This window comes from Pararhodobacter sp. CCB-MM2 (assembly GCF_001691415.1).
Lineage (GTDB): Bacteria > Pseudomonadota > Alphaproteobacteria > Rhodobacterales > Rhodobacteraceae > Pararhodobacter.
Window position 1 is genome coordinate 1 of sequence record NZ_LRRR01000008.1, and the last position, 21,509, is coordinate 21,509.

Genomic DNA, 21,509 nt, shown 5'->3' on the forward strand with positions numbered 1-21,509 from the left:
GAAAGGACCACCGCCGGCGCCGACACCCGCCCCGGCGAATGACGGCCCCAGCTCCTCGGCGGTCGAGGATGCCTTGGCGCAGGCTCTGGGTGGCGCGCTCGACGGGGCGTTCGACCAGCCCACGGCCAGCCTCAGCCAGTCCGACATGGACGGCCTGCGTTTGAGCGTGGAATCCTGCTGGAACGTCGGCATCCTGTCGACCGAGGCGCTGAACGTCGTCATCACCATCGGTTTCGAGATGACGCAGGATGCCCGCCCGATCGAAAGCTCCATCCATTCCGTCAGCGCCTCGGGCGGATCGGTCGGGGCACAACAAGCCGCTTTCGACGCCGGACGACAGGCCATCGTTCAATGTGGTATCAACGGCTACGGCCTGCCGCAGGACCTGTATGACCAATGGCGCAGTGTCGAGATTACCTTCAACCCCGCACGGATGAGTACCCGATGACCGAACTGAAACGCCGCCCCGTGCTTGGCCTTCTGGCCGGGCTTGCCGTCGCGCCCAAGGTCGCGATGGCCCAGCAGCCGCTACGGATCGAGATCACCGAGGGCGTGATCGAACCCGTGCCCTATGCGATCCCCGATTTCGTCCCCGAGAACGCGGCCGGCGCCGAATACGCCGCCTCGATCGCGCGGGTGATTGCGAACAACCTGACCAACACTGGCCTGCTGCGCGAGATCCCGGTGACCGCCCATGTCGGCCGGATCACCAATTTCGACGCGCCGGTGCAATTCGCCGATTGGCGCGCGATCTCGGCTCGGGCCTTGATCACCGGCGCGGTGCGGGTGAACGGCCAGCAGATCAGCGTGAAATTCCGCCTGTTCGACGTGGTGTCGGGTCAGCAGTTGGGCGATGGCCTGCAGCTGGATGGGTCGACCCAGGCATGGCGCCGCATGGCCCACCGCGTGTCGGATCAGGTCTACATGCGGCTGACCGGCGAGACCGGCTATTTCGACAGCCGCGTCGTGTTCATCGCCGAATCCGGGCCCGCCAACAACCGCCGCAAGCAGGTGGCGATGATGGATCAGGACGGCGAGAATGTGCAGTACCTGACCGACGGCACCGCGCTGGCCTTCGCGCCGCGCTTCTCGCCCTCGGGCGACCGCATCCTGTTCACCAGCTACGAGACCGGCTTCCCGCGCATCTACCTGATGGACGTCGCCTCGCGCCGGCGTCAGGTGCTGGGCGACCAGCCGGGCGAGATGACCTTCGCCCCGCGCTTCTCGCCGGACGGGCAATCGGTGGTCTATTCGCTGTCGGTGGACGGGCGCACGGATCTGTACCTGCTCAACCTCGGCAGCGGCCAGCGCTATCAGCTGACCACGACCGACGCGATCGACACCGCGCCCAGCTTCTCGCCGGATGGCTCGCAGATCGTGTTCGAGAGCGACCGCACGGGCAATTCGCAGATCTACACCATGTCGCTGCAAGGCGGCGTTGCCTACCGCATCAGCCAGGGGCAGGGGCGCTATTCGACCCCGGTCTGGTCGCCGCGCGGGGATCTCATCGCCTTCACCAAGCAGCACAACGGTCGCTTCCACATCGGCGTGATGCGCACCGATGGCTCCAGCGAGCGCCTGCTGACCGCGAGCTACCTCGACGAGGGCCCCACCTGGTCGCCCAACGGCCGGGTGATCATGTTCACGCGTGAGGAGCCGGGTAGCAACGCCAGCATGATGTCGGTCGACATCACCGGGCGGAACCTGCGCCGCATTCCCACGCCCGGTCCGGCCTCGGACCCGTCGTGGTCGCCGCTGCTGCCGTGACGCAAGGCTGGGTCCAGCGCCGTTAACCCTTTCGCGCGGGACGCCGCGCAACGTGATAACCCCCCGATTCCCCCGCGCCGCGGCCTCTGCTAGGATGGGCCACGGGCAGGACCGGACAACAAGGACGAGAGACATGAACCTTCTGACCAAAGCCGTGCTGCTGGTCGCCTCGCTGGCACTGGCCGCGTGTAACAACCCCCGCGGGGGCGAAGACGATTACACCTCCGGCATGGGCGCCGGCGGCGGCATCGGCTCGACCGCGCTGGGTGATCCCAACGATCCCACCTCGATCGCCTATTTCAACCAGACGATCGGTGACACCGTGAACTTCACCGTGGATTCGAGCGACCTCTCGCCCGAGGGTATCACCATCCTGCGCACGCAGGCCGCCTGGCTGAACCGCTACCCGGAATACCAGATCCTGATCGAAGGCCATGCCGACGAGCGCGGCACGCGTGAGTACAACGTGGCGCTGGGCGCCCGTCGTGCCGCCCGTGTGCAGCAGTTCCTCGCGCAGGAAGGTGTGAACCCCGGCCGCATCCGCACCGTGTCCTACGGCAAGGAGCGCCCGATCGAGGTCTGCGCCGAACAGCGCTGCTGGGACCTGAACCGCCGCGCGGTCACGGTCGTTTCGCGCTGAGCCAGATGGCGGGTGCGGATGGAGAGGCCGGGGGGCTGTCTGCCCCCTCGCCATTGTCGCTCGGACCAATGGCGCGACAATGCCTCGCCCCCCGAGAGTACTTGGGACAAGGTGAAAGGGCGGCCCGGTGAGCGAGGCTGCCCTTTCCTCATTGTTGAGTGGTGCCTGCGAGGGTTTGAGCCGGGTCGGCGTGGCCGTATCGGGTGGCGGGGATTCCGTGGCGCTACTGGTGCTGGCGGTCGAGGCGCTGGGGGCCGCGCGGGTGGCGGCGGTGACGGTGGATCACGGGCTGCGGGCCGAGGCGGCGGCGGAAGCGGCGGGTGTGGCCGCTCTGTGCCAGCGGTTGGGCGTCAGGCACGAGGTGTTGCGCTGGGACGAGGGCCCGGCTGGCGGCAACCTGATGGATGAAGCCCGGGCCGCGCGGTTGTCGCTGATCGGCGGCTGGGCGCGGGGCCGGGTGGATGCCGTCTTGCTGGGGCATACGCTGGACGATCAGGCCGAGACGGTGCTGATGCGGCTGGCGCGGGGCTCGGGCGTGGATGGCCTGTCGGGCATGGAAGCACGGCGCGAGAGCGGCGGCCTGCTGTGGCTGCGGCCGTTCCTTGGCGTCTCGCGCGACGCGTTGCGCTCGGAGCTGCGGGCGCGGGGCATCGGCTGGGTCGAGGATCCCTCCAATGCCGATCCGCGCTTCCTGAGGGTGCGGGCACGGCAGGCGCTGTCGGTGCTGCGAGACCTTGGGATCGAAGCGCAGGGGCTGGCGGAAACGGCCGACCGGATGCGGCGCGCCCGGCAGGTGCTGGAGGGCGAGGCACAGCGGGCGCTCGACGCGCTGGTCACCGAGGAGCGCGGGGTGCTGCGAATCGACCCTGCCGCCTTGGACCTGCCGGGCGAGACGCGCGACCGGCTTTTCGCGCATCTGTTGATGCAGCTGTCGGGCCATCCCTATCGTCCCCGGCTGGAGGATCTGCAGCGATTGCTGGCGGCAGGGCAGGGCACCTTGATGGGCTGCCTGTTGCAACGGCGCGGCAAGGCACTGCTTCTGGGGCGCGAGGCGCAGGCCTTGCGCGGTGTGGTCTGTGCGGCCGATGCAGCGTGGGACGGGCGTTGGCAGGCCGAAGGGCCTGACGCCGCCTGTGAAATTCGCGTGATGGGCGAGGCCGGGTTGGCGCATCTGAGCCGCCTCGCGGCAAAGGGCGAGATCCCGCATTGGCGTGAGACGCAGCTCCCGCGATCCTTGCTGCAGGGCCTTCCCGGCCTCTGGCGGGGCGAGGCGCTGGTGGCCGCGCCGCTTGTGTTGTGGCCGCAAGGCTGGACCCTGAGCGCGCGACCTCTCGCCGCGATCTGCACCAAGACGTCACAATCGCATTGAAGTCGACCACTCACTCACTATTTTAGGACCAACTGGCCAAAGCTGGCCGTGGTTTTGGGAGAGCCCCGTGGGCAACGCGCGTAATTTCGCCTTCTGGATCGTCCTGTTCTTCCTGATGATCGTCCTGTTTACCCTGTTTAACAACGGGTCGACGACGGCCAGCGGGCGGACCATCGGCTATTCGGATTTCCTTCAGCGAGTCGAGGCCGGCGATGTCAGCCGGGTCGTGATCGACGGCGAGACGCTGCGCGTCACCGACCGTTCGGGTCAGGCCTATACGACGATCCGTCCCTCGGGCGAGAACCCGACCGAGCGTCTGATCGACGCCAACGTCGCCGTCGAAGCCCGCGCGCAGGAGCGTTCGGGCCTGATGTCGGCGCTGTCGGTCTGGCTGCCCTTCCTCTTGCTGATCGGCGTGTGGATCTTCTTCATGAACCGCATGCAGGGCGGCGGGCGCGGCGGCGCGATGGGCTTCGGCAAGTCGAAGGCCAAGCTGCTGACCGAGAAGCATGGCCGCATCACCTTTGACGACGTCGCCGGTATCGACGAGGCCAAGGACGAGCTGGAAGAGATCGTCGAATTCCTGCGCAACCCGCAGAAGTTCAGCCGTCTCGGCGGCAAGATCCCGAAAGGCGCGCTGCTGGTCGGCCCTCCGGGCACCGGTAAGACGCTCCTCGCCCGCGCCATCGCCGGTGAGGCGGGTGTGCCCTTCTTCACCATCTCGGGTTCGGACTTCGTCGAGATGTTCGTCGGTGTCGGCGCCAGCCGTGTCCGCGACATGTTCGAGCAGGCCAAGAAGAACGCGCCTTGCATCGTCTTCATCGACGAGATCGACGCAGTCGGTCGCTCGCGTGGCGTGGGCTACGGTGGTGGCAACGACGAGCGCGAGCAGACGCTGAACCAGCTGCTGGTCGAGATGGATGGTTTCGAGGCCAATGAAGGCATCATCATCATCGCCGCGACCAACCGTCCCGACGTTCTGGACCCGGCGCTGCTGCGTCCCGGCCGTTTCGACCGTCAGGTGCAGGTGCCGAACCCGGACATCAAGGGCCGTGAGCGCATCCTCGGCGTCCATGCCCGCAAGGTGCCGCTGGGCCCGAACGTGGACCTGCGCATCATTGCGCGTGGCACGCCGGGTTTCTCGGGCGCGGATCTGGCGAACCTCGTGAACGAGGCGGCGCTGATGGCCGCGCGCAAGAACCGCCGCTTCGTGACCATGCAGGATTTCGAAGACGCGAAGGACAAGGTCATGATGGGCTCGGAGCGTCGCTCCATGGTCATGACCGAAGAAGAGAAGAAGCTCACGGCCTATCACGAGGCCGGTCACGCGGTCGTCGGTCTGCATGTCCCGCAGCATGACCCGATCCACAAGGCGACGATCATCCCGCGCGGTCGTGCGCTGGGTCTGGTGCTGTCGCTGCCGGAACGTGACCAGCTCAGCGTGACCTACACCAAGTACACCTCCAAGATCGCCATGGCGATGGGTGGCAAGGTCGCCGAGGAGCTGATCTTCGGCAAGGAAAACGTGACCTCGGGCGCCTCGTCGGACATCCAGCAGGTGACCAAGATCGCCCGCGCGATGGTGACGCAGTTCGGCTTCTCGGATGAGCTGGGCCATATCGACTACGCCAACGAGCAGCAGTCCTATCTGGGCAACTACTCGAACGGGTCGAACGCCAGCCAAGCCACGCAAGAGAAGATCGACCAGGAGGTCCGCAAGATCGGCGACGAGGGCTATCAGACCGCCAAGCGGATCCTGACCGAGCACGCCGACGAGCTGGAGAACCTTGCGCAGGGCCTGTTGGAATACGAGACGCTGACCGGTTCGGAAATCACCCGCGTGATGCGCGGCGAAGGTCCGGGTCGCGACGAGGACGACACGCCCTCGACCGGCACGCCGTCGGTGGCCTCGATCCCGAAAACGCGCCCGCGTCCGCGCAGCGACGACGGCATGGAGCCTAATCCGAGCGCATAACTCGGGATTTCGTCACGGCATCTCTTGCATTCACCCCGGCACCGCGCGACGGTGCCGGGGTTTTCTGTTGGAGAGACCCGATGCCCGCCCTAGCCAAGACCAATCTGGAAGCGACGATCACCTGGCTGGGGATCGTGGCCGACCGCGAGGCCGCGCTGCCGTCGACCCGGATGGAACGGCTGGAGCTGACCTTCGACGGCGCCTCGGGCGAATCGCATGGGGGCATGACGCGGCCCTCGTGCTCACGCGTTCTGGGCCTCTATCCGCGCAACACGCCGATCCGCAACGCGCGCCAGCTGTCGATCCTGTCCGAGGAGGAGCTGGCCTCCATCGCCGCCGAGATGGGGTTGGACACGCTGGACCCCGCGCTGCTGGGCGCGACGATGGTGGTGAAGGGCCTGCCCGATTTCAGCCGCGTACCGCCGTCCTCGCGCCTGTTGGCGGATTCGGGCGCGTCGGTCACCGTGGATATGGAGAACCGCCCCTGCACCCTGCCGGCCCGCCCTATCGAGACGGCGCATCCCGGCTTCGGCGCGCGGTTCAAGCCGGCGGCGGCCGGACGGCGCGGTGTCACCGCCTGGGTCGAGGCCGAGGGCGAGGTCGCCATCGGCGACCGTCTGCGGCTGTTCATCCCCGATCAGCCGGTCTGGCAGGGTCTGGAGACGCCGTCGCTGCTGTGAGCGATCGTTTCCTTTGGGAAACGCGGCGCGGCGGAAAACGCCGCCGAGAGGTCGCAAAAGGCATGTATACATTGCAACTCGCCCGCTAACACTTCCCCCTAGCTAACGCAGTGCAGGGGAGGCAGTGCATGTCATTCAAGTCAGATATCGAAATCGCTCGCGAAGCCAACAAGAAGCCGATCATGGAGATCGGCGACAAGCTGGGCATTCCGTCCGAGCACCTGCTGCCCTACGGCCATGACAAGGCCAAGGTGAGCCAAGACTTCATCAATTCGCTGGCCGGCCGTCCGGATGGCAAGCTGATCCTCGTGACCGCCATCAACCCGACGCCGGCTGGCGAAGGCAAGACCACAACCACCGTGGGTCTGGGCGACGGTCTGAACCGCATCGGCAAGAAAGCCGTGATCTGTATCCGCGAAGCCTCGCTTGGGCCGAACTTCGGCATGAAGGGCGGCGCCGCGGGCGGCGGTTACGCGCAGGTCGTGCCGATGGAGGAGATGAACCTCCACTTCACCGGCGACTTCCACGCGATCACCTCGGCGCACAACCTGCTGTCGGCGATGATCGACAACCACATCTACTGGGGCAACTCGCTGGAGATCGACGAGCGCCGCGTGGTGTGGCGCCGCGTCATGGATATGAACGACCGCGCGCTGCGTGACATCGTGACCTCGCTGGGTGGCGTGGCCAACGGCTTCCCGCGTCAGACCGGCTTCGACATCACCGTGGCTTCGGAAGTCATGGCGATCCTCTGCCTGTCGAAGAACCTTGAAGACCTGCAGAAGCGCCTCGGCGATATCGTCGTTGCCTATACCCGCGATCGTCGCCCGATCTATTGCCGCGACGTGAAGGCCGATGGCGCGATGACCGTGCTGCTGAAGGACGCGATGCAGCCGAACCTCGTGCAGACGCTGGAAAACAACCCGGCCTTCGTGCATGGCGGCCCCTTCGCCAACATCGCCCACGGCTGTAACTCGGTGATCGCCACCACCACCGCGCTGAAGCTGGGTGACTATGTGGTGACCGAAGCCGGTTTCGGCGCCGATCTGGGTGCCGAGAAGTTCTTCGACATCAAGTGCCGCAAGGCCGGTCTGAAGCCCGCCGCCGCGGTTATCGTCGCCACCGTGCGCGCGATGAAGATGAACGGTGGCGTCGCCAAGGCCGATCTGGGCGCCGAGAATGTCGAGGCCGTGCAGAAGGGCTGCCCGAACCTGGGCCGTCACATCGCCAACGTGAAATCCTTCGGCGTGCCGGTCGTCGTCGCGGTGAACCACTTCCATTCGGATACCGATGCCGAGATCGCCGCTGTGCAGGCCTATGTGGCCGAGCAGGGCGCCGAAGCCATCGTCTGCAAGCACTGGGCCCATGGCTCGGCCGGGATCGAGGATCTCGCCCACAAGGTCGTGCAGATGGCGGAATCGGGCAGCGCCAATTTCGCGCCGATCTACCCGGACGAGATGAGCCTGTTCCAGAAGATCGAGACCGTCGCCAAGCGCATCTACCACGCCGACGAGGTGATCGCCGACAAGTCGATCCGCCAGCAGCTGAAGGCTTGGGAAGACGCCGGCTACGGGCATTTCCCGGTCTGCATGGCGAAGACCCAGTACTCGTTCTCGACCGATCCGAACCTGCGCGGCGCGCCGACGGGCCACTCGGTGCCGGTGCGCGAAGTGCGCCTCTCGGCCGGGGCTGGCTTCATCGTGGTGATCTGCGGTGAGATCATGACCATGCCGGGCCTGCCCAAGACCCCGGCGGCGGAAACCATCCGCATCGCGGAATCGGGCTTCGTCGAAGGTCTGTTCTAAGATCGTCAGGCCGGCGGCAACCAAGCCGCCGGCCTTGCTCTTGCCGCAGGGCGAGGCGCGCCGTAAGGCACGGACAAAGGCAACCTCGCAGGAGAGATGACCATGCGCGCCGCATTGATCGACGGAAAAGACATCGCTGCGCGGATGCGCGCCGAGAACATGGCCGAGGCCAAGGAGCTGGCCGCGCAGGGCTGGCAGCCGCGGCTTGTGTCCATCTCCGTGGGCGATACCGCCGCGGCCGAGCTCTATGTGCGCAACCAGCAGAAGACGGCCGAGAATTCCGGTGTCGAATTCGAGGCGCGCAACTATCCCGAAACCATCTCGATGGAGCAGCTCGTCGGCGTGCTGCACGGCCTCAACGCCGATCCGCGCGTCAACGGCATCATCATCCAGCGCCCGCTGCCCGCCCATATCCCGGTGAAGACGCTGCAAAAGGCCGTCCATCCGCTGAAGGACGTGGAAGGCATGCACCCGGCCTCGATCGGGAACATCGTCTATAACGACCTCGCGCTCGGGCCCTGTACCGCCGTTGCTGCCGTCGAGATCCTGAAGACCCTGCCGCTGAAGCTGGAGGGCCTCGATGTGACCGTGATCGGCCACAGCGAGATTGTCGGCAAGCCCATCGCCTTCCTGCTGATGGGCCTCGGCGCGACCGTGACGGTCTGCCACCACATGACCCGCTCAGTGGCGATGCATTCGCGCGCGGCGGATGCGGTCTTCGTGGCGGTGGGCAAGCCGGGCCTTGTCACCGGCGACATGCTGAAACCCGGCGCGGCGCTGATCGACATCGGCATCAACCGGGTCGAGGGCAAGACGGTGGGTGACGCGGATTTCGACAGCTGTGCCGAAGTGGCCGGTTGGATCACCCCGGTGCCGGGGGGCGTGGGGCCGGTGACGGTGGCCACGCTGATGAAGAACGCCGTGTTGGCGACACGGTTGCAGATGGCGCATTACCGCGCCCAATACGCGGATACGGAGGTCTGAGGGTGACGGCAACGATCATCGACGGGAAGGCGTTTGCGGCGAAGGTCCGCGAGCAGGTGGCCGAGCATGTGGCGCGGCTGAAGGACGAGAACGGCCTGACCCCAGGTCTGGCCGTGGTGCTGGTCGGCGAGGACCCGGCGAGCCAGGTCTATGTCCGCTCGAAGGGCAAGCAGACCGTCGAGGTCGGCATGAACTCCTACGAGCACAAGCTGCCCGCCGATACCTCGGAGGCCGATCTGCTGGCGCTGATCGACCAGTTGAACAAGGACCAGTCGGTGCATGGCATCCTCGTGCAGCTGCCGCTGCCGGGGCATCTGAATTCGGATCTGGTGATCAATTCGATCGACCCGGCGAAGGATGTGGACGGCTTCCACATCTCGAACGTGGGTCTTCTGGGCACCGGGCAGAAGTCGATGGTGCCTTGCACGCCGCTGGGCTGCCTGATGATGCTGCGCGACCATCATGGCTCGCTCTCGGGGATGAACGCGGTGGTCGTGGGCCGCTCGAACATCGTCGGCAAGCCGATGGCGCAGCTGCTTCTGGGCGATAGCTGCACCGTGACCATCGCGCATTCGCGCACCAAGGATCTGGCGGCGGTCTGCCGTTCGGCCGATATCCTCGTCGCCGCCGTGGGCCGGCCCGAGATGATCCCGGGCGATTGGGTGAAGCCGGGCGCGACGGTGATCGACGTGGGCATCAACCGCATCGAGCGCGACGGCAAGAACAAGCTGGTGGGTGACGTGGAATTCGCCTCGGCCGCCGAGGTCGCGGGCGCGATCACGCCGGTGCCGGGCGGGGTGGGGCCGATGACCATCGCGTGCCTGCTGGCCAACACGCTGACCGCCTGCTGCCGCGCCAATGGGCTGTCGGAGCCGAAGGGCCTGACCGCCTAAGGCGGCGCAAAGGTGGGGTGAAACCCCACCCTACGGGTTGTGAGGGGCGGGGTTCGACCCGCCCTTTTTCATGCCATGAGGCCGCTTCGTTCGAGCCGTGCGTAGCTGGCTTCCATGCCGTCGGTCATGCCGGTGGAGAGCATCGCGTCCATCGTCTCGGCATCCGCGACCTGCATGGTCATCACCATCAACGTGCCCTCGCCCTGCGGCTGGAACAGCGTCTCGACCCGGTTGTCAGGGGTCTGGTCTGGAAGGAACATCCGCTCGACATGCAGGATGCGCTGCGGGGCCTCGACCTCCAGCACTTCGGCGGTCAGGTGGAAGCCGTGGCTGCCATCCTCGGCCTGCCAGTCGTAGCGCATATGCCCGCCGGGCCGTAGATCGACTTCGCAGCGGACCATCATCCAGCCATCGGGGCCGGTCAGCCATTGTCGCAGGGTCTCGGGCTCTGTATGGGCGGCGTAGAGGCGCTCGGGCGGGGCAGCGAAGTGGCGGCGGACGACGCAGGTGGCCGGGCCGGTGCGTTCAAGCGTCAGGGACATGGCACTTCCTTTCCGACGGGAACCGGATCATCCCAGTCAACGCGCAACCCGGCAAGCGGTTCACCTCAGCGCTGCGCCACCGGGATCATCGTGCCCTGCAGCAGGGCCACCGGCTTGCGGCTGTCGCCCTGCAGCGCGAAGACCTCGGCCTTGACCACGGTCAGCCGCTTGCCGGCGCGTACGACCTCGCCCACGGCCTCCAGTGCCTCGCCCACAGCAGGGGAGAGGAGGTTGATCTTCATCTCGACCGTCATCACGTCGGTATCGCCCGCCATGGTCGACAGCGCCGAGTACCCCGCGGCCGTATCGCCCAGCGTGAAGGCCAGCCCGGCATGCGCCGCACCGTGCTGCTGCTTGAGATGCGGGGCAATCGGCGCGCGGATCACGCAGCGACCCGGCGCCAGCGCGGTCAGCGTGGCGCCCAGCGTGTCCATCATCGTCTGCCGGGCAAAGCTGTCGCGCACCCTCGCCTCGGTCGCGGTGAAATCGTCCATGTTGTCCTCCCTGTCCGAGGACAGGAAAGCGCGTCCGGGGGAGAGGGGCCAGCACCCGCGGAAGTTTCGTTACGTCATGGCCGCCGTCAGCGGATGATGTCCTCATCCTTGACGAACATGTTCGACCACGCGCGATCGATCAGGTCGGGCGACATGTGGTAGGGCTTCCCCTCGTAGTCGCAGATCGCCATCATCTGGTCGATCAGGAAGATCGGCTGATAGTTCGAATAGACGTTGTCGATCGTCGGATACTTGCTCTGCAGCAGGTGGATCAGCGCATCCTCGTTCAGGGGGACGCGCCGCTTCCGGGCGACAAGCGCGAAGATCTTCAGGAAATCCGCCTGATTGGGACCGTCGATCTTGATCTTGAAGAAGATCCGCCGCAGCGCCGCCTGATCGAAGATCGTGTTCGGGTGGAAGTTCGTCGAGAAGATCACCAGCGTGTCGAAGGGCACGATGAACTTCTCGCCCGAGACCAGCGACAGGATGTCGTAATTCATCTCGAGCGGCACGATCCAGCGGTTCACCAGCGCCTGCGGCGGCTCCTCCTGGCGACCGAGGTCGTCGACGATGAACACGCCGCCCATGGCCTTGAACTGCAGGGGCGCCTGATAGGTGCGGGCGACCGGGTTGTATTTCAGCTCCAGCATCTCGAGCTTCAGCTCGCCGCCGGTGATCACCGTGGGACGCTCACAGAGCACATAGCGCGGGTCGAAGCGGGCGCCCTGAATGCGCAGCTGGCTGCCGCCCTGCGGCGCCTGCTCGATCCGGCGGTGGACGATGGGGTCGAAGACGGCAATCACCTGACCCGAATGCACCACGGCATGGGGGACATAGACGTGATCCCCCAGCGCGTCGCGGATCCCGTTCGAGATCGAGGACTTCCCGTTGCCCGGCGGCCCGTACATCAGGATCGACCGGCCCGAAGTCACGGCGGGGCCGAGGTTGGCCAACAGGTCCTCCGGCAGGATCAGGTCGCCCATGGCGGCGGTCAATTGCTCGCGGGTGATCTTCACCTTGCGGATCGACTGGCGACGCACTTGCTCGCCATAGAGTTCCAGCGGGACCGGCATGGCGCCATAGTATTCCGAAATCGCCAAGGCCTGCTGCGCGCGCTGGCGGCCCGCATCGGTCAGCTGGAAGCCCATCTCGGTGGATTGGGCGCCGGCATGCATAGTGCCCATCGCCTCCAGCAGACGCTCACCGCGCGCGGCGTCGATCAACTGCTGGACCTGTGCGAAGGACAGGCAGACCACCCGCGCGATGTCGGACACATAGGTCAGCGACATGCGGAACATGGTCTTCAGCAGAATATCCCGCATCAGGGTCTGCGGCAGGCCGGTGTCGTCCAGCGAGGCGGGCGGCGGGGGCGGCAGGATACGGGAATCGGTGGATTGATCGTTCATGCGCGGACCTCTGCGGCGTCAGCGTCCATAGATGCTGGCCAAAACCAGATAAAAGATTAACGCCGGCGCCAGGGCCATGCCGAAGGGGAATTCCTTGCGCTGCCAGCTGGCCCAGTCCGGGGTCGCGCGGCGGATCGCCGGGATCGCGCGCATCACCCGGTGCACGACGAAGGCGGCCAGCGTCACCGCCGACAGCAACACCAGAAACAGCCGCAGGTCCCCCAGCGCCACGAAGGGCGCCATGGCCGCGGCGAATTTCGCATCCCCCGCGCCGAAGGTGCCCGACAGGCTGAGGACGAAACCGATCACCAGCACGACGAGGAAATGCAGCCACGACCAGCCCCATTCACCCAAAGGCAGGGTCAGCGCGCCGACGATGGCATAGACGATTATCAGCGCCAGCACCGCCAGATTGGGGATGCGCATCGCCTTGAGGTCGCTCCATGCAACGTAGAGGCAGATGGGTGTGGCGAAGATCAGAAGCCACACCGCGGCATGGGCGGATTGCGTCAGCATTGTCGTCCTTACTGCAACGCGGCGAGGGCGTTGGCGGCGGCCTCGAAATGCTGGGGATGGGTGGCGATGGCGTCTTCCAGCAGGCCGCGGCCGGTCTGCACGTCGCCCTGACGGATCGCTGCCAGCGCCATGGTGTGCAACAGCTCGGCGCGCTCGATCTGGGTCATCTCGATCAGCGGGAGTTCGTAGATCCGGCGCGAGGCACGGGCCAGCACGAGGTTGTTCTTGGCCGGGAACAGCGTGCTGTCATGCTGCAGGGCCTCAAGGAACAGCCGCTCGGCGCCGCGGGCATCGCCGCGCGTCAGTTTGGAGTAACCCCAGTTGTTCAGGGTGGAAGCCGGGGTCGGCGTCAGGCCGACGGCGATCTCGTAGAAGCTGTCGGCGCGGTCCCATTGCTGGCGGGAATCGGCGACCATGGCCTCCAGCCGATAACGCGAATAGGTCTCGTGCGTGGGGGGGATGGCGTTGAGCGTGGCCTCGGCCTGCGGCCAGTTGTTGGCGCGGATATAGGCCTCGGCCATGTCGACGCGGTCGTCGAGCGTGGCTTCGGGATGGGCCAGCACCTGCTGCCAGACGGCGATCGAATCCTCGGCGCGTCCGGCCCGCATCAGCGAGCGCGCCAGACCGCGGCGGAAGATGATGCGGTCGGGATGCTGCTGCGACTGGGCGGTGAAATACTGGATCGCCTCGGCCGGATCGGCGACGGCCAGCATCATCTCGGCCATGTTTTCCTGATCGATCGATTGTACGGAATCGATCGCACGCGCCGTTTGGGCCCGCATCGATTCACCGCAGCCGCCAAGCAGGGCGACGCCTGCAAGGCACAACGGTGCCATCCACACCTTGCGCATGATCCTGTCCTTACTGCTCGCCGCCCTTAATTCGTCGCGAGCAGAAGGAAGCGTCCATTGCCGCGCCGCACCAGGGCGAAATTATCGTTGTTTTCCCCAGTATAGCCCGAATCCTCGAGATTTGCGAGAGCAAGGCGCAGGTTCTCGCGGATTTCTTCGGACCGGCCCGAATCGAGGGCAAAGGCGGTGCGGAACAGATGGGCGGCCTGACCCCAGTCGCGGTTTTCGATCATCACCACGCCGAGATTGTTGATCGCCGGGACGAATTGCGGGTCGAATTCGATGGCCCGGCGCAGCATCTGTTCGGCCTGACCCAGCCGTCCCAGCCGCAGATTGGCCGAGCCGATGGCCGAGAGCGCGTCGACCGTGGGGCCATTCTCGGCCATGGAGCGGTAATAGGCCCGAAGCGCCAGCTCATATTCGCCGCCCTGCATCAGGCGGTGGCCGACGATCAGGCCATCAACGTCCTCGGCCGCGCTGACGGCGCGGCCGGGAAGACCATCGGGCGAGAACTCGCCGCTGCTTTGACAGGCGGACAACGCAAGCAGCGCCGCCACGCCGATAAGTCGGATCATAGACCGAAATCTGCCGTACTGAGCATCTTCATCACGCCGTAGACCGACGGACCGATCAGGATGATCAGCAACGGCGGCACGGTGAACATCATTGTGCCCAGTGTCAGCTTGGTCGGCAAGACGTTCGCCTTTTCTTCGGCCAGCATCACGCGCTTGTCACGCATTTCGGCCGCATAGACGCGCAGCGCATCCGCCACCGAGGTGCCGTAGGTCGCCGACTGGATCAGCACCGTCACGAAGGAGCGGATGTCGGCATTGCCGCAGCGCACGCCCATGTCCTTCAGCACCTCAAGGCGGTCCTTGCCGGCCTTGGTCTCGTGCGAGACGGTGTCGAATTCCTCGGACAGGGCGGGGTAGCCCGCGCGCAATTCCTTGGCGACACGGCTGATCGACTGGTCCATTGATTGCCCGGCCTCGGTGCAGATGAGCAGCATGTCCAGCGCATCAGGGAAGCCGCGGGCAATCTGGTCCTGCCGCTCGCCGTGGCGCTTGTTCACCCAATAGATCGGGAAGTAATAGCCCAGCAGAGTCGGTACCAGAATCGGCATCGCCGTGGCGAAGATCGAGGCCCCCTCGGGCGGCGGCAGCAGCAGGATATAGGCGAGGCCAATGAGCAGCCCGCCCATGCCGAGGATCAGCTTGGCGGCATGGAAGTCGCGCACCGCGTTTTTGCCGTGATAGCCGGCCTGGATCATCTTCAGCCGCGCCTCGCCCATCTGGGCGCTGTCGGTCGGCTCAAGGAAGGCCTTGTACTTGTCCAGACGCTTGTCGAGCGCGGTGTCCGACATCGCCGATTTGCGCGTCAGGCGCGACGCCTCGCCGGCATGGCCCTGACGGACCTCGGCCTTGAGACGGGCGAGGGGGTCGGGCTTTTCCTTGCCCCGGCCCATCAGCATCATCAGGACCAGCGTTACGCCGGCCGCCACCATCAGCGCGATCAGCACCGGGGGCGAGGTCAGGGTGGCGAGAAAATCGGGATTCATGAGACGCGTCCCTTACACCTGAATATTGACCATCTTGCGCATGTACAGGACGTTGATCACCAAGAAGGTGAACACCACCAGCGCGGTCGGAATGAAATAGGCCGTTTCCTTGACCTCGTCGTAATAATCCGGCTTCACAACGCTGATCAGCAGCATGGCGACGATCGGGAAGCCCGACAGGAACATGCCCGACCATTTGGCTTCGGCGGTGATCGCCTTCACCCGGCGGAACAGCTTGAAGCGCGCGCGGACCACTTTCGACAGGCCATCGAGGATCTCGGCAAGGTTGCCGCCCGATTGCGCCTGAATCGTCACCGACACGGCGAGGAAGCGCAGATCCTGCATGTCCATCCGTTCGGCGAAGGCCATCAGTGCCTCGCCCATGTCGCGGCCATAGGCGGCTTCGTCGGCAATCAGGCCCAGCTCGGTGCCGAGGGGATCGGGGATCTCCTTCGCGGCCGAGGACAGGGCGTGCACGAAGGGGTGACCCACGCGCAGGCCGCGCACGATCAGGTCGATGGCGTCAGGCAGCTGCTCTTCGATCAGCGAGAAGCGCTTCTTCGCCTTGTTCGAGACCCAGAACCACACCGCGCCCACGCCCATGACCGAGGCCACACCCACGCGGACGGCCAGCGGCGCCGCGGTGAAGATCGTCAGCGCGAGGTAACCGACGGTCGCCAGCAGCACCATCACCAGGATCAGCATCACCGGCGAGAAGGCGATCTGCGCCTTTTCGGCCTTTTCGGCCAGCAGGGAATAGAAGGGGATCGCGGTCGACTTCGTGTGCTGCGTCGCCTCCTTGCGCAGGCGGTCGATCACTTCGGTGCGGTCGGCGTTCTTCTTGTCCAGCATCTCCAGCCGGCGGTTCATCCGGCTGCCGAGACGGATCGAGCGACCGAAGACCAGAAGGTACAGCGCCTCGACCAGAAGCAGGATGCCGCCGAAGATGGCGACATAGATGATGACCATGGGGTCAATGCTCATGCGCTCACTCCCCCTGCACGACGTCGTAAAGGCTGGGCGGCAGGTCATAGCCCCAGCGGCGGAAGCGATCCGAATAATGCGAACGGATGCCGCAGCCGGTGAAATGGCCGATGATCTTGCCGTTCGGCTCCAGCCCGGTCCGCTCGAACCGGAAGACTTCCTGCATGGTGATGATGTCACCCTCCATGCCGGTCACCTCGGTGATCGAGACCATCCGGCGCGAGCCGTCCTGCAGACGCGAGGCCTGCACGATCAGGTTCACAGCGCTGGAAATCTGGCTGCGAACGGCGCGCAGCGGCATCTCGATCCCGGCCATGGCGACCATGTTTTCCAGACGGCTGACACCGTCGCGGGCCGAGTTGGCGTGGATCGTGGTCATCGAGCCGTCGTGGCCGGTGTTCATGGCCTGCAGCATGTCGATGACTTCCTCGCCACGCGTTTCGCCGACGATGATCCGGTCCGGACGCATCCGCAGCGCGTTGCGCAAACAGTCGCGCTGGGTCACCGCGCCCTTGCCCTCAACGTTGGCGGGGCGGCTTTCCATCCGGCCGACATGGGTCTGCTGTAGCTGAAGTTCGGCCGTGTCCTCGATGGTGAGGATGCGTTCCGAGTTGTCGATGAAGGACGACAGCGCGTTCAGCGTGGTCGTCTTGCCCGAACCCGTACCGCCCGAGACGATCACGTTGAGCCGCGTCGCGACCGCGGCTTCGAGATACATCGCCATCTCTTCCGAGAAGGCGCCGAAGCCCACGAGATCCTCGATCCCCAGCTTGTCCTTCTTGAATTTCCGGATCGACACCAGCGAGCCGTCGACGGCGACCGGCGGCACCATGGCGTTGAAACGCGAGCCATCGGCCAGACGGGCGTCGACATAGGGGTTTGATTCGTCAACACGACGCCCCACGGCCGAGACGATCTTGTCGATGATGCGCAAGAGGTGGCGCTCATCCTTGAAGGTCACATCGGTCAGCGTCAGCTTGCCGCCCCGTTCCACGAACACCCGGTTAGGCCCGTTCACGAGGATATCGTTGACGGTCTCATCCTTGAGCAGCGGCTCCAGCGGGCCGAGGCCGCGGACCTCGAAGTACAGGTCCTGGTTCAGCGTGAGACGCTCTTCCGAGGTCAGAGCGAAGTTGATTTCGCTCAGCGCCTCGGCCGAGATGGCGGCGATCTCGGCGCGCAGTTCCGCTTCCGAGGCGCTGTCCAGCGCGGCGAGGTTCAGGTTGTCCAGAAGCCGGGTGTGCAGCTCGGACTTCACCTCGAGGATCCGCTGCTTGCGGCGGCGATCCTTGTCGTTGGCGGCGGGCTGCGCAGCGATCGGCGCGGCGCTCGACTGCGCCTTGAAGCTGGGCTTCGGCGTGGCCGGGCGCGGAGCCACTATCGGCTGGGTCGAGGGCGAAACCTTGGCGATTTCCTGCGTCGGTGCCGCGCGCGAATCGGGGCGCTGCGACGGCGGGGGCGGGGCATCCTTGCGATAGCGCGAGAACATCGATCTCTCCTCAGGCGGCGGCGCGTTTCTCGTCGCGGTTGGCGGCGATGATGGTCTGCGCGACCTTACGGATTTCTTTCAAAAGCGGGTTCTTCGGCGCGATTTCAGCCAGCGGCAGCCCGTGGTCATTGGCATGCGTCACCTGCGCGGTGCCATCGGGCAGCATCACCTCGAACTCGATATCCAGACTCTCGGCCATGCGCTTGGCGCGGGCCTTGCCGGACAGATCGGTGAATTTCGGCGCACGGTTCAGGATGTAGCGCAGCTTCGACAGCGGTAGATCCTCAGCCTTCAGCGCGCGAATGAGGCGCAGCGCATTCTGGGCCGAGCGCATGTCCAGCTCCATCGTCGCGAAATAGCTGTCGACTTCGTTCAGCACCGTCTCCGTCCATTGGACGACCGTCGCCGGCATGTCGATCAGCACGATGTCGAAATTGGCGCGGGCCATGGTGATCACGCGCTCGATGTCGTCGGGCGAGATCAGGTCCAGCGGCAGCATGTCGGCGGCGGCGGTCAGCACCTTCAGCTTGTCGTTGAAGGTCTGCAGCGTGTTCATGAAGAAATCGCGGTCCATCACGGCGGTGTTGGACAGAAGCTCATAGACCTTTTCCGTCCGTGCGAGGTCCAGATAGGTCGCGATCGAGCCGGTCTGCAGGTCAAAATCCAGCAGGCAGACCGTGGGGGCCTCCTTGCCGGAATTCACGATCTCCCAGGCCAGGTTCACCGCGAAAGTCGTCGCACCCGAACCACCCGAGAGGCCCTGAACCGCATAGGCCGTGCCCATGTTCTGGGCCGACGCGGTCAGCATGCGCGATTGCGGCGAGATATTCGCGACGTCCGGCGCCGGCTGGCGCAGGCGCTGGATCGCGTCGTGCAGCGCGCCTTCCGGCAGCGGGTAGGGGACGAAATCGCTGGCCCCGAGGCGCAGCAGGCGGTGCAGGGCAATGGGGCCCAGCTCCTCGGCGATGAGCAGGACGCGGATGTTCAGCGAGGTCGCCCGCTGGATCACCGCCTCAACCATCGCCATGTTCGATTCGTCGTCGTCATCCAGCGCAATCGCAATGAATTCGAGGCTGCGCGCATCCGGTTGGTCGAGAAACTTCAAGGCGCTGGGGAAGGTCAGATCCCCCCAGCTCTCGCCGAGTTCAAGCTCCATGTCCTCGATCAGAAGATCGAAGTTCTGCACATCGCGCGAGACGGTGCAGGCCCGGATAGGGGCGGTATGCTTGTTCGTGGCTACTGCGCTCGACATGTTTCTTATCCTCCGAACCCGCGTTCTGCAGGCCTTGGCACTGACGACCTTTCCACCCCCGGAATACAGGGGAGGTCGAGCCAATCTCGGAGGTAATCTTGGCAATAATGGGGCTAATAAATTGTAATCATCGGGCCGTTTTCGAACAAAGAAATCGCCCTGTCGGGGTGCGACAGGGCGATTCTTTCGGGCCGCAGGCTGTTCAGGGAAGCGGCCCCGACGTCTATGGGATCAGAATGAACCCGCCGGCACGTTCGTGTTGCGATCCGCGCTTTCAACGTACTGGCGGTGCACGATAAGGGCGTATTCGCCGTTCAGAACCCGCGGGTGGTTCTGCACGAAGCCCGAAACCTCGGTCACGGCGCGGCGGTTCTGACGCTCACGATCCGGGGTCGGGATCAGCGGTTGGGTCTCGCCGTTTGTGATCACACCCTGGACACGGCTGCGACTGATGCCCTGACGCACGATGAACGCCGCAGCGGCACGGGCCCGACGCAGGCCGAGGCCGCGGTTGTAACGCTCGGAGCCGACCAGATCGGTGTGGCCGAAGACGCGGAAGGCCAGCTCGGGGAAGCGGCGCATCCAGGCGGCTTGCGCCATCAGCACCTGTTGCGCGCCGGCGTCCAGCTCGGCGCTGTCGAAGGCGAAGGTGATGGTGTTCGGCACTTCCCGGGCAAAACGCTCGCCCAGGATCACCGCGTAATCCAGCTGACCCGTCTGGATCAGGATGTTGTGGGCCGTCGCCGTGCCGAAACCGCCCTCGTCGAGGTGGCTGCCAAGCTCAGGGCCATAGCCGCCGGTACAGGCGCTGAGCGCCCCGCCGGCCGCGCCCATCATCAGGGTCCGGCGCGTCAGGCTGAGGGAGGATTTGGACAAATCGCGCATCAGATCACTCCATCACATAGCCATAGCCGCCGCGGAAATCCTGCCGTGCCACTTCCGAGGCGCCGGTGGATCCGCCGGTCAGCCGGCCGTTGAGGAAAAGCTCGCTCTCGTTGGGCAGCCGCACGCGGTCGGTGGGCAGCAGAAGGGCCTCGCCACGGGTCGGCGTGACCAGATGGGCGGTGACGAAGATCATCAGCTCGCTCTGGTCGCGCTGATAGTCCGAGCTGCGGAACAGCGCGCCAAGCACCGGGATGTCGCCCAGCCACGGAACCTGGCTGATCGAGCCCTGGAAATCGTCCTGAAGCAGGCCGGCGATGGCGAAGCTCTCACCGTCGCGCATCTCGACGGTGGTCGAGGTCTGGCGGCGCCGGAAAGCCGGCACCGACACGCCGCCCGAGGTGACCCCGTTCGAGCTGTCGATGCTGGAGACCGCGGCGTCCAGCGTCAGGTTGATCATGTCGCCGTCGACAACGCGCGGGGTGAAGGTCAGCTCCACGCCGAACGGTCGGTAGTCGATGGTGACCGTCCCGGAATCGCCGATCACCGGCACTGGAAGGTCGCCACCGGCGAGGAAATAGGCCTCTTGGCCGGATAGGGCGGTCAGGCTGGGTTCGGACAAGGTCCGGGCCAAGCCGTTGGATTCCATGGCTTCCAGCATCACCTGGAACTGCACCGAGCCGATCGACACGCCGCCGGTGATCACGCCCGCGGTGTCGCCGCCCGATCCGGTGACCGAGCCACCAACGGCCGCGCCTGCAAGCGCCGGGGTGTTGAACGCGCCCGAGCCGGCAACGCTGCGACCACCGCGCCCGATGGCGAGGCTGGCAGCGAGGCTTTGAGCGGCGGAGCGTTGAACTTCCGAGAAGCGTACGCGCAGCATGACCTGCTGGGTGCCGCCCACGCTCATCAGGTTGGACACGCGGCCCGGCGCGTAGCGTTCGGCCAGCTGCATCGCCGCGTCCAGACGCTCGCCCGAGGAGACGACGCCCGACAGCACGATGCCGTCATTGGCGGTGCGGACTTCGATCGGCTCGGCCGGCAGGATCTGGCGCAGACGCTCGCGGAATTCGGCGATGTCAGGGGTGACCTGCACCTCGACATTGGCAATCAGCTCACCATTGGCGCCGAGAATGGTTAGCGTGGTGCGCCCCGGCGCCTTGCCCAGCACGTAGATCGAGCGATCAGACAGCGTCGAGATATCGGCGATGCCCGGGTTGGCGATCGACAATTCGACGAAGGGGGTGTCGGTTTCGACAACCACTGCGCGGTTCATGGCCACGGCGAGCGTGTCGCGCACGGTTCCGGAGCTGACGCGCAGGGTCTGAGCACCGGCGGGTTGCGCGGTGATGAAGGCCTGCCCGAGGCCCGCGAATGCCAGCAGGAATGCCGACACGATCGTAGGTTTCGCAATCATTGTGA

General features: G+C 65.6%; 20 protein-coding genes and 1 pseudogene. 9 read left to right on the forward strand and 12 right to left on the reverse strand.

Annotated elements, in window-relative coordinates; genetic code table 11:
- From BCY78_RS25555 to folD, 9 genes and pseudogenes are all read left to right on the forward strand, one after another.
- Nucleotides 1-448, forward strand: a pseudogene (locus BCY78_RS25555) (energy transducer TonB); the annotation flags it as partial.
- Nucleotides 445-1,767 (forward strand): Tol-Pal system beta propeller repeat protein TolB, encoded by a 1,323-nt coding sequence (tolB, locus tag BCY78_RS10275; protein WP_068301061.1) that lies wholly within the window; start codon nt 445-447, stop codon nt 1,765-1,767. The pseudogene BCY78_RS25555 and the gene tolB, both read left to right, overlap by 4 nt.
- Before the next feature lie 133 nt (nt 1,768-1,900).
- Nucleotides 1,901-2,407 (forward strand): peptidoglycan-associated lipoprotein Pal, encoded by a 507-nt coding sequence (gene pal / locus BCY78_RS10280; protein ID WP_068301064.1) that lies wholly within the window; start codon nt 1,901-1,903, stop codon nt 2,405-2,407.
- Nucleotides 2,408-2,534: 127 nt separating this feature from the next.
- Nucleotides 2,535-3,776: a tRNA lysidine(34) synthetase TilS gene (gene tilS / locus BCY78_RS10285; RefSeq protein ID WP_139103135.1), complete on the forward strand. Its 1,242-nt coding sequence runs from the start codon at nt 2,535-2,537 to the stop codon at nt 3,774-3,776.
- Between the two features lie 67 nt (nt 3,777-3,843).
- Nucleotides 3,844-5,751: an ATP-dependent zinc metalloprotease FtsH gene (gene ftsH, locus BCY78_RS10290; protein ID WP_068301071.1), complete on the forward strand. Its 1,908-nt coding sequence runs from the start codon at nt 3,844-3,846 to the stop codon at nt 5,749-5,751.
- 80 nt (nt 5,752-5,831) lie between these two features.
- On the forward strand, nt 5,832-6,431 hold the full coding sequence (locus BCY78_RS10295) for an MOSC domain-containing protein (RefSeq protein ID WP_068301074.1): 600 nt from the start codon (nt 5,832-5,834) through the stop codon (nt 6,429-6,431).
- A gap of 128 nt (nt 6,432-6,559) precedes the next feature.
- Nucleotides 6,560-8,236 carry a formate--tetrahydrofolate ligase gene (locus BCY78_RS10300; RefSeq protein ID WP_068301077.1) on the forward strand — a complete coding sequence of 559 codons (1,677 nt, stop codon included), beginning with the start codon at nt 6,560-6,562 and terminating at the stop codon, nt 8,234-8,236.
- A 102-nt stretch (nt 8,237-8,338) separates the two neighbouring features.
- Nucleotides 8,339-9,220: a bifunctional 5,10-methylenetetrahydrofolate dehydrogenase/5,10-methenyltetrahydrofolate cyclohydrolase gene (locus tag BCY78_RS10305; RefSeq protein WP_139103136.1), complete on the forward strand. Its 882-nt coding sequence runs from the start codon at nt 8,339-8,341 to the stop codon at nt 9,218-9,220.
- A gap of 2 nt (nt 9,221-9,222) precedes the next feature.
- A complete protein-coding gene (gene folD / locus BCY78_RS10310) occupies nt 9,223-10,113 on the forward strand; it encodes a bifunctional methylenetetrahydrofolate dehydrogenase/methenyltetrahydrofolate cyclohydrolase FolD (protein WP_068301080.1) in 891 nt (296 codons plus the stop codon).
- A gap of 68 nt (nt 10,114-10,181) precedes the next feature.
- On the opposite strand, the gene BCY78_RS10315 is transcribed toward folD, so the two are convergent.
- The 12 genes from BCY78_RS10315 to BCY78_RS10370 all read right to left on the reverse strand — a co-directional run bounded on the left by BCY78_RS10315 (nt 10,182) and on the right by BCY78_RS10370 (nt 21,504).
- Nucleotides 10,182-10,655 (reverse strand): SRPBCC domain-containing protein, encoded by a 474-nt coding sequence (locus tag BCY78_RS10315; protein WP_068301082.1) that lies wholly within the window; start codon nt 10,653-10,655, stop codon nt 10,182-10,184.
- 65 nt (nt 10,656-10,720) lie between these two features.
- Nucleotides 10,721-11,149 carry a PaaI family thioesterase gene (locus BCY78_RS10320; RefSeq protein WP_068301085.1) on the reverse strand — a complete coding sequence of 143 codons (429 nt, stop codon included), beginning with the start codon at nt 11,147-11,149 and terminating at the stop codon, nt 10,721-10,723.
- 86 nt (nt 11,150-11,235) lie between these two features.
- Nucleotides 11,236-12,555, reverse strand: a complete 1,320-nt coding sequence (locus BCY78_RS10325; protein ID WP_068301088.1) for an ATPase — start codon at nt 12,553-12,555, stop codon at nt 11,236-11,238.
- An 18-nt stretch (nt 12,556-12,573) separates the two neighbouring features.
- Nucleotides 12,574-13,071, reverse strand: a complete 498-nt coding sequence (locus BCY78_RS10330) for a prepilin peptidase (RefSeq protein ID WP_068301091.1) — start codon at nt 13,069-13,071, stop codon at nt 12,574-12,576.
- 8 nt (nt 13,072-13,079) lie between these two features.
- Nucleotides 13,080-13,922, reverse strand: coding sequence for a lipopolysaccharide assembly protein LapB (locus tag BCY78_RS10335; protein WP_068301094.1), 843 nt, complete (start codon nt 13,920-13,922; stop codon nt 13,080-13,082).
- 26 nt (nt 13,923-13,948) lie between these two features.
- The gene (locus BCY78_RS10340; protein ID WP_068301097.1) at nt 13,949-14,497 is read right to left on the reverse strand and encodes a tetratricopeptide repeat protein; all 549 of its coding nucleotides are present in this window, start codon (nt 14,495-14,497) and stop codon (nt 13,949-13,951) included.
- A complete protein-coding gene (locus tag BCY78_RS10345; RefSeq protein ID WP_068301100.1) occupies nt 14,494-15,480 on the reverse strand; it encodes a type II secretion system F family protein in 987 nt (328 codons plus the stop codon). Before BCY78_RS10345 ends, BCY78_RS10340 begins: the two co-directional genes overlap by 4 nt.
- Nucleotides 15,481-15,492: 12 nt before the next feature.
- The gene (locus tag BCY78_RS10350; protein ID WP_068301102.1) at nt 15,493-16,464 is read right to left on the reverse strand and encodes a type II secretion system F family protein; all 972 of its coding nucleotides are present in this window, start codon (nt 16,462-16,464) and stop codon (nt 15,493-15,495) included.
- Nucleotides 16,465-16,468: 4 nt separating this feature from the next.
- Nucleotides 16,469-17,953 (reverse strand): CpaF family protein, encoded by a 1,485-nt coding sequence (locus BCY78_RS10355; protein WP_068301105.1) that lies wholly within the window; start codon nt 17,951-17,953, stop codon nt 16,469-16,471.
- Nucleotides 17,954-17,963: 10 nt separating this feature from the next.
- The gene (locus BCY78_RS10360) at nt 17,964-19,205 is read right to left on the reverse strand and encodes an AAA family ATPase (RefSeq protein WP_068301108.1); all 1,242 of its coding nucleotides are present in this window, start codon (nt 19,203-19,205) and stop codon (nt 17,964-17,966) included.
- Between the two features lie 231 nt (nt 19,206-19,436).
- Nucleotides 19,437-20,090, reverse strand: coding sequence for an OmpA family protein (locus BCY78_RS10365; protein WP_083194948.1), 654 nt, complete (start codon nt 20,088-20,090; stop codon nt 19,437-19,439).
- Nucleotides 20,091-20,094: 4 nt separating this feature from the next.
- Nucleotides 20,095-21,504, reverse strand: a complete 1,410-nt coding sequence (locus tag BCY78_RS10370) for a type II and III secretion system protein family protein (protein WP_068301110.1) — start codon at nt 21,502-21,504, stop codon at nt 20,095-20,097.
- Nucleotides 21,505-21,509 lie beyond the last annotated feature (5 nt).